Raw genomic sequence first — 7,304 nt, 5'->3', positions numbered from 1 at the left:
TTCTTTTTCGCCAGACTTCGTTGCTTGCTCCTTACAGATCCACTTCGGGATATGCTCGTCGCTCGCGCCTCGTCTGGCCGAAAAATCCCTTGCCGCGAACGTGAGCGTATTTATGAAATGGACCACTAAGCCGTCAAACGGACTTTCGAATCTCGCGGTGCAGCCACACGCGGGCGTAGGTCCACAGATTCTCCGCCGAGCGTTTGGCTAAACCCAGCGCCGTCGCGGCTTCCTCCATCGTCATTCCGACGAAGTAGCGTAATTTCACCAACTCCGCCGCGGACGGGTCTTCCTGCGCCAGCTTGTCCAAAGCTTCGTGAACGGCCAGCAGTTCGTCTGGAGGCGCGGTGAGAACCAGATCGGATTCCTCCAGTTCTTCGCGAAGCGCGCCGCCGCCGCGTTTGAGGCTCTGTTTGCGCCGGGCGTGTTCCACCAGAATCCGTCGCATGGCCTCGGCGGCCGCCCCGAAAAAATGGGCGCGGTTTTCCCAGTTCTGCGGATGCGGGCCGCTCAACCGCAGCCAGGCCTCGTGGACCAGCGCCGTGGCCTGGAGCGTGTGGCCGGGGGATTCGCCGGCCATTTTATGCGCCGCCAGCTTGCGCAACTCGTCATACACAAGCGGGAGCAGTTCATCCCCGGCTTGGGCGTCGCCGGCGCGAATCGCGTTCAGAATGCGCGTTACGTCTTTCATGCCGGTGTCTTGCCTTCTCACAAAACCCTACCGATGGGAAGGAATTCTTCCTCCGTGTTCCGCATGAAAAAAGTAACCGCGCAACGCGTCTTCCAGTCTAGTTAACCCACAGACCGAACCATACAGTAGTTTTCTCTTACCGCTCCGCCGGGGATAAGATGGTACCAATCGAAGGAAGCGGCCCAGTCACCTGGACGGATCCGCCATTGACCGAACCAGGCATGCGTCGAATGAATCTGGACACCAAGGGTCGCTTGCTCAGTTTTGAGGCGGTCCCCCCGAGGTACACCGAGACACTGTCAAATTCAAACCCCCAACCGGATTGGTCGCTTCTTTTTGCTGACGCGGGGTTGGAGATGACCAAGTTCACCCGCACCGCTCCCGCATGGACGCCCAGGTTGTACAGCGATACCCGCGTAGCCTGGACCGGCTCGATGCCGGAATGGCCGGGAGAAACATTACGCGTGGAGGCGGGGTCATTTGCGGGAACACCAGTGTTCTTCGAGTTGAAAGGTCCTTGGACGAAAACCCCGACCCAAAAGAGTAGCGCTTTCCAACGTCATCGACAGACCTACGAGGCTGTACTCAGCGCTCTCTGGGCGATAATCATCTTTGCGGTCATCGCTGTCGCCGGATACTCCGTGCGCCGGAACCTGCTCACAGGACGTGGGGACCGAACGGGAGCCAGGCGATTAGTTAGGCCTCTTTGTTTTTGCGCTTTCCGGCAGCCAATTCGCGGTGACGGCTCACGACTGGAGCTTTTAGGGAAATATCACCCAGGCCTTTTCTTCCAGCGCGGGCAACGCGTTTGTTACCTGGCTTCTCTACATCGCGATCGAACCTTTTGCGCGCCGCCGCTGGCCGCAGACACTAATTTCCTGGAGCCGCCTCCTGAGTGGCCGATTCGGCGATTTGAGTGTGGGACGCGACGTGCTGGCAGGATGTTTAGCGGGAGTCGTGGTTGCGTTGCTTGAAAATGCCAGTGGCCAATTGCCACAGACATGGACAGGAACGGATCCAACTGAGCCGGCCATTCCAGGAAGAATCGCTGTGCTTTCGGGCGGTGATCAGGTGCTCGCAAGAGTTCTGGGCGGATTTTCCGGTGCTGGTTTCGTCATGGGGATTTTCCTTCTTCTCTTATTGTTTCGGATAATCTTCAAGCGTGACTGGCTTGCGACGACGGTTTTCGTCGTGCTCTGGGGCGTGGGCATTGTCAATACCCCTTCCGCCCCTTTGGGAGTTTGGATATGGTCTTTCTCCTGGGCTTCTCTCATATTCATCGTGACGATGCGATTTGGCCTGCTAGCGCTGTTTGTGATGTTCGTTTGCGGGGGATTTATCCAGTCTTTCCCTGCCACACTTAACTTCTCGGTTTGGTGGGCAGGGATAGGAGCAATTGGCCCCCTGGTGGTGTTGATTCTCGCAGCCTATGGCTGTTGGGTTTCGATCGCGGGCAAACCCTTGTTTAGGGACGAAGTTCTTGCAGCCCGTTCATGATCGAAGTGACTCGCATCCTTGAAGCGGTCGCAGACGGCGACACACACGCGGCGGAGGCCCTCCTGCCGCTGGTCTATGAGGAATTGCGCAAGCTGGCGGCGGTGAAGATGGCTCGGGAAGCCCCCGGCCAGACCCTGCAACCAACGGCGCTCGTCCATGAAGCCTGGTTGAAGCTGACGGGCAACCAGCATCTGAAATTCCAGAGCCGAACCCATTTCATGGTCGCTGCCGCCGAAGCGATGCGCAGAATTCTCATCGACAACGCCCGGCGCAAGAAGAGCCAGAAACGAGATCAGGGCGGCCCCCGGGTGGAACTCGACGAATCGCAAGTTGCGCAAAATTCCTCTTCCGAAGAGTTGCTGGCCATTCACGAAAGCCTGGATCGACTCGCGAGGGAGGATGCGAGTGCCGCCGACCTGGTGAAGCTTCGATATTTTGTGGGCATGACCATGCCCGAGGCCCCAGTGGCCCTGACGATTCCCTTGCGCACGGCCGAGCGTCTCTGGGCTTATTCTCGCGCCTGGCTGCGGCGTGAGATTCGACGGAAAGAATGAGCCGGAGCGGATTTGAGCCAATTCACCAGATCAGAACCGATCTGGGATCTGCAGATTGAGTTGAAACACCGTCCGCGTTTCACAGACCCCAAACCCAGGCCTCGGAAAAACAACAGCATCAAGACCGGAGCCGGCGGCGGCTCAATTCCCGGACCTCTCTGGTCTCTCCCAACGATCCGTTTCCTTCCTGGTTCATTCCCAAGCCGTGAGGGTACAAATTCATGAATGAACTCAATCTACCGTTGTTGGGCGGAAATTGATTTGGGCGCCTTGCGCGACAACCTCGTTTGGCTCCGGCACCGCGTCGGACCGCAGGTCAAAATCCTGACGGTGGTCAAAGCGGATGCCTACGGACACGGCCTGAGGCAAATCGCCGCGCTCCTGATGCAGAGTGGCACGGACCTTTTCGGCGTCGCTAACCTCGCCGAAGCCCGAGCCATCCGCCAGGTCGGCAAAGGTTGGCCCATTCTGATGCTAGGGGCGTGCCTGCCGGACGAAATGGAAACGGCGGTTCGCGACACGATCATGCCGACGATTTCTTCGATGGACGAAGCGCGGCTGTTCGCCGAAGCAGCCAGGGGATTGCACAAAACGGTCGAACTTCACGTGAAGGTCGATACCGGGATGGGACGTCTGGGCGCCTCGGTTCAGTCCGCCGCCGCAGTGATCCGGGAGGTTGAACGAATGGAAGGATTGAAGCTGGCCGGCGTTTACACCCACTTCGCTTCGGCCGAAGACGAGGCCGATTTCACCCGCCTCCAGCGGACTCGCTTTGGGCGGGTGATCTGTAGTTTGAGGCGGGCGGGCATTCGTGCTCCGCTCTTCCATTGCAACAACAGCGCGGGCGTGTTGTATGAGCCCGGCGCGGATTTCGGTTTGGTCCGGCCCGGTTTGCTGGTTTACGGAATCCTTCCCAAGGGCCGGCGCCGCTTGCCGTCCGGCGTCGCTCCGCTCATTCGACCGGCGCTTTCCTGGCGGTGCCGGGTCAGTTTGGTGAAAGAGATTTCCAAAGGCACGCCGCTGAGTTACGGCGGCGCCTTTGTCGCGCCGAGAAAGATGACCGTGGCGACCCTGACTGCAGGCTACGGCGATGGCTACTTGCGCGCGGGCAGCAATCGGGCGGAAGTATTGATCGGTGGAACACGCTGCCGCGTCCTGGGCCGAATTACCATGGACCAGATGCTGGCCGATGTCTCGGCGGTGCCGGCGGCCAGGGCAGGCGATGAAGTCGTTCTGATTGGCCGTCAGGGAGACGAGCAAATCAGCGCGCACGACGTCGCGGACTGGTGCGGAACGGTGGCGTGGGAAGTGTTGACGAATATCAGCTCTCGCGTGCCCAGGGTCTATCGTGGAGCACAAGCGGCGTAAAGGCGGCGGGGTTCATGATTTGCGATTTATTTAGTTAGGCCCTCGGACGCTTCTCGACACTTCCGTTGAAGTCTTCTCCCTCTCCCGCGACGAAGGAGCGGGAGAGGGTTGGGGAGAGGGCAGCCCCGTTTCTCTTGCTGGAGTGGACCAGATTGCCGCGACGTTCCTCCTCTCCCCCGCCCTCTCCTCCACTTCGTGGAAGAGAGGGAGTCTCTGCTCAATCATCATCATCGTCATCAGCACCACCGAATTTCAGTCCGAGCGCTTTCAGGCCTTTGCCGTGCGCGCCGGCGAGGTGGGCGGGATACGGCGCGTCCACGCCTTTAACCGAGTGCCAGATGATGCGGTTCATCGTGTCCTCGTCCGCCTGGTCCACTTCCTCGAGCGATTGCTCCAGGCTTTTCTCCGCCCAGTAAAGCTCGGCGCCCTGGAGTTGCGCGGTCGGTTTGTTCATTTCGTCGAGCGGAATGTTGTTCGGCAGGCAGGTGTAGGGCTTGAAGTTGGGTTTCGCGGTGAAGCAATGCGTCATCAACGGCGAAAGCGCGTCCATCTGGTTCATCGGCGGAATTCCCAACATGCGCTCCATCGTGTGAAGGACTGAAGTCTGATTGTAGAAACGGCTCACGACCGCTCCGCGCTTCGTGTACGGGCTGACGACGAGGCAAAGCGACCTGTGGCCATCGACGTGATCGAAGCCGTTCTGCGGGTCGTCCTCGATGACGAAGATGCACGTCTTCGGCCAGAACTGGCTGTTTGAAATCGCTTCGACGATCCGGCCTACGGCGAGATCGTTGTCCGCGACTTGCGCGCGCGGCGTGGGATTCCCCGGACGCGTGCCGGACGTGTGATCACTGGGCAGGAAAATGATGACGAGGTTCGGCCAGCTCCCTTTGGCTTCGGCTTCGCGGAATTCCTTGAGGAACACATCGGCGCGGATTTGGTCCGGGATGCGCATGTTCCAGCCGGGCGAATCCGGACAACTGTAGCGGCGCAGCGTGTCGATCTGAATGTCGTGCTTGAAAGTGACTTTGCCGGCCTTCGCCTGGTAATTGTCGAACACGGCTTTGAACGTCGCATTGCCCGGAACAGTGTCGGTCTTGGCCATCTCGCCGTAATTCCGAAACGACCGGCCGTGCAAGAGAACGTTGTCCCAGATGAAACCGGACGACGCGAAGCTGATCGGGTCGTCGCCGGAGAATGGATAACTGCGGGTGAAACCGCCAAACGACTTTTCCAGGTAATCCGTCACGTAGCCTTCCATAGCCCAGGCGTGGCCGTCGGCTGAGAGCACGCCGTTGCAGTAGTAATTGTCCAGAAGCACAAATTGCTCGGCGAGCGCGTGGTGGTTCGGCGTCACTTCGCGCCCAAAGACGCAAAGGCTCGTGTCGCCGTTGCCTTGCGGCAAATCGCCGAAGACCTGGTCGTAAGTCCGGTTCTCTTTGATGATATAGACGACGTGCTCGAACACGGATGGATCGCCCAGGCGCCTGGGCACGGGCACAGGCTTGCGTCGCACCAGCGATTTCTCTTTAGCCCGGAGGATTTCCGGCACGCGCGCGTCGGCTTTGACCTGACGCGTGTATTCCTGAAGCGCGGTTTGGGATGGAATCTCGACCTTGCTGACTGTGCCGAGGTGGTCGTGGCTGTTCCATCCCTTGCGCGTGGCATGCGGGTTTCGCGAGCCGAATCCTTTGACGTTGGCGATGAACAAATGCCTTCCATCGGTGGCGAGCGCGCCGGGATACCACGCGGTGGGGATAAAACCTTGAAGTTGAGTTGCCCTTCCCGAACTTATCCCTGCCACGGCCACCGCGTTATTCCCGCCGTTGGCCACGTAAAGCGCGGAGCCATGCAGGAGCAAGGCGTTCGGTGCGCTGCCAAACGGAAGCGCAGGATCGGGCCGAACGAGGATCGTCTCGATGATCTGCCGCGTCTCCGTATTGATGACACTGACCGAATCGGAATTCGTGTTCGCGACAAACAGCGTTCGCGCATCCGCGCTCAATTCCAGATCGGACGGGTGCAGACCAGTGGTGATCTGCGCGAGCTCTTCGCCTTTCTCCAGATCAATCACGGAAACCGTCCCGCTCGAAGCGACGCCGCGTTCGTCCACGAGCGTGTCCGTGCCGGACGACTTGGCGGTTTTCTCTCCGGTCTTGGGATGGCGGCCTCCCCAGTTGGACACGAACGCCGTCTTGCCGTCGCGTGTGACCACGACATCGAACGGAGCGATCCCGACGGGAATTTCCTTCACGACTTTCTCGGAGGCCAGATCGATCACGCCCAGGCTGTTCTTGCGCGAGAGGCAAACGAACGCTTTGGTTTCGTCATTCGAAAGCGCCAGACCGCCCGCGTGAACGTGGTCGTTTCCTTTGGGGCCGCGCAGGACGATTTTTTTGCCCCAGGCGACTTTGCCGTCGGCGTTGATCACCGCCTCGAACAGATTCGTTTGGGCGGAAGTCACGAACAGCCGTGTGCCGTCGCGCGTGATGACGATCCCGTGCGTGGAACTGCCGCCCGCCGGAAGTTTCAATTCCTGGCGGACTTTCCAGGAATCAACGTCGATGACCACCAGGCCGCGATTATCCTTCACGTAAAGCGTCCGCCGGTCCGGCGAAAGCACAAGATCGATGGGCCGTCCGCCGAACTCGACCGATTGGCCAGCAGGGCGCAGCAATTGGTGCGTCGCCGTCAAATGGCCGCCGCTTTCCAGCGGGCCGACCTGCTGGATCGTGTCGGTCTGGCAAGCGGCCAAAAGCAGAATGATGAACGGAGACAGAGTTGACAGGCAAAAATTGGTTTTCATGGGTCGGTGGTCGGGTGCCCGCAGCTTACAAGGTTGGCGCGTTTCAGGAAAAGTGTTTGTTTGCCAAATCCGATCAAGACGACGGATGATTCAAGACGATAGGGGTAGGGATGACACACGAGCGTCACCCCTCCCTCCGAACCGGACGGACGGATTTCCCGCATCCGGCTCTCCGGTTGATGGGGTCTCGACGAGAGAGAGCGCACCTTTCGTGCGGTCTCCAAGGCCGCCTTCCGTTCAACAGTCTCAACCAAGTCATCCCTTGGCTGACTCCCCTGCGGCACAGCCCGCGCAGGCACTCGCAGCGGTTTATGGCCTGTCGTTCGGGCCAGCTTCCTTCCATCTTCCTGCACTCCCTTCCCTCCACGATCATTACTCGCTTCATCGC

General features: G+C 59.5%; 5 protein-coding genes. 3 read left to right on the top strand and 2 right to left on the bottom strand.

Annotation, left to right across the window (positions count from 1 at the left end; genetic code table 11):
* Window positions 1–133: 133 nt before the first annotated feature.
* On the bottom strand, window positions 134–691 hold the full coding sequence (locus tag FJ398_24245; GenBank protein ID MBM3841007.1) for an RNA polymerase subunit sigma: 558 nt from the start codon (window positions 689–691) through the stop codon (window positions 134–136).
* A gap of 918 nt (window positions 692–1,609) precedes the next feature.
* On the opposite strand from FJ398_24245, the gene FJ398_24240 reads away from it, so the two are divergent.
* From FJ398_24240 to alr, 3 genes are all read left to right on the top strand, one after another.
* Complete coding sequence (locus FJ398_24240) at window positions 1,610–2,188, top strand: hypothetical protein (protein ID MBM3841006.1); 579 nt, start codon at window positions 1,610–1,612, stop codon at window positions 2,186–2,188.
* On the top strand, window positions 2,185–2,742 hold the full coding sequence (locus FJ398_24235) for an RNA polymerase subunit sigma (protein ID MBM3841005.1): 558 nt from the start codon (window positions 2,185–2,187) through the stop codon (window positions 2,740–2,742). Before FJ398_24240 ends, FJ398_24235 begins: the two co-directional genes overlap by 4 nt.
* Window positions 2,743–2,967: 225 nt before the next feature.
* Window positions 2,968–4,110, top strand: a complete 1,143-nt coding sequence (gene alr, locus FJ398_24230) for an alanine racemase (protein ID MBM3841004.1) — start codon at window positions 2,968–2,970, stop codon at window positions 4,108–4,110.
* Window positions 4,111–4,327: 217 nt separating this feature from the next.
* Here alr and FJ398_24225 read toward each other — a convergent pair whose 3' ends face one another.
* On the bottom strand, window positions 4,328–6,916 hold the full coding sequence (locus tag FJ398_24225) for a phosphoesterase (GenBank protein MBM3841003.1): 2,589 nt from the start codon (window positions 6,914–6,916) through the stop codon (window positions 4,328–4,330).
* Window positions 6,917–7,304 lie beyond the last annotated feature (388 nt).

It is taken from the genome of Verrucomicrobiota bacterium, assembly GCA_016871535.1.
Lineage (GTDB): Bacteria > Verrucomicrobiota > Verrucomicrobiia > Limisphaerales > SIBE01 > VHCZ01.
This window is presented reverse-complemented; position numbering and strand designations above follow the sequence as displayed.

Coding starts and splice junctions, on each gene's coding strand:
- FJ398_24245 (MBM3841007.1), bottom strand. CDS start 691: ATGAAAGACGTAACGCGCATTCTGAACGCGATTCGCGCCGGCGACGCC.
- FJ398_24235 (MBM3841005.1), top strand. CDS start 2,185: ATGATCGAAGTGACTCGCATCCTTGAAGCGGTCGCAGACGGCGACACA.
- alr (MBM3841004.1), top strand. CDS start 2,968: ATGAACTCAATCTACCGTTGTTGGGCGGAAATTGATTTGGGCGCCTTG.
- FJ398_24225 (MBM3841003.1), bottom strand. CDS start 6,916: ATGAAAACCAATTTTTGCCTGTCAACTCTGTCTCCGTTCATCATTCTG.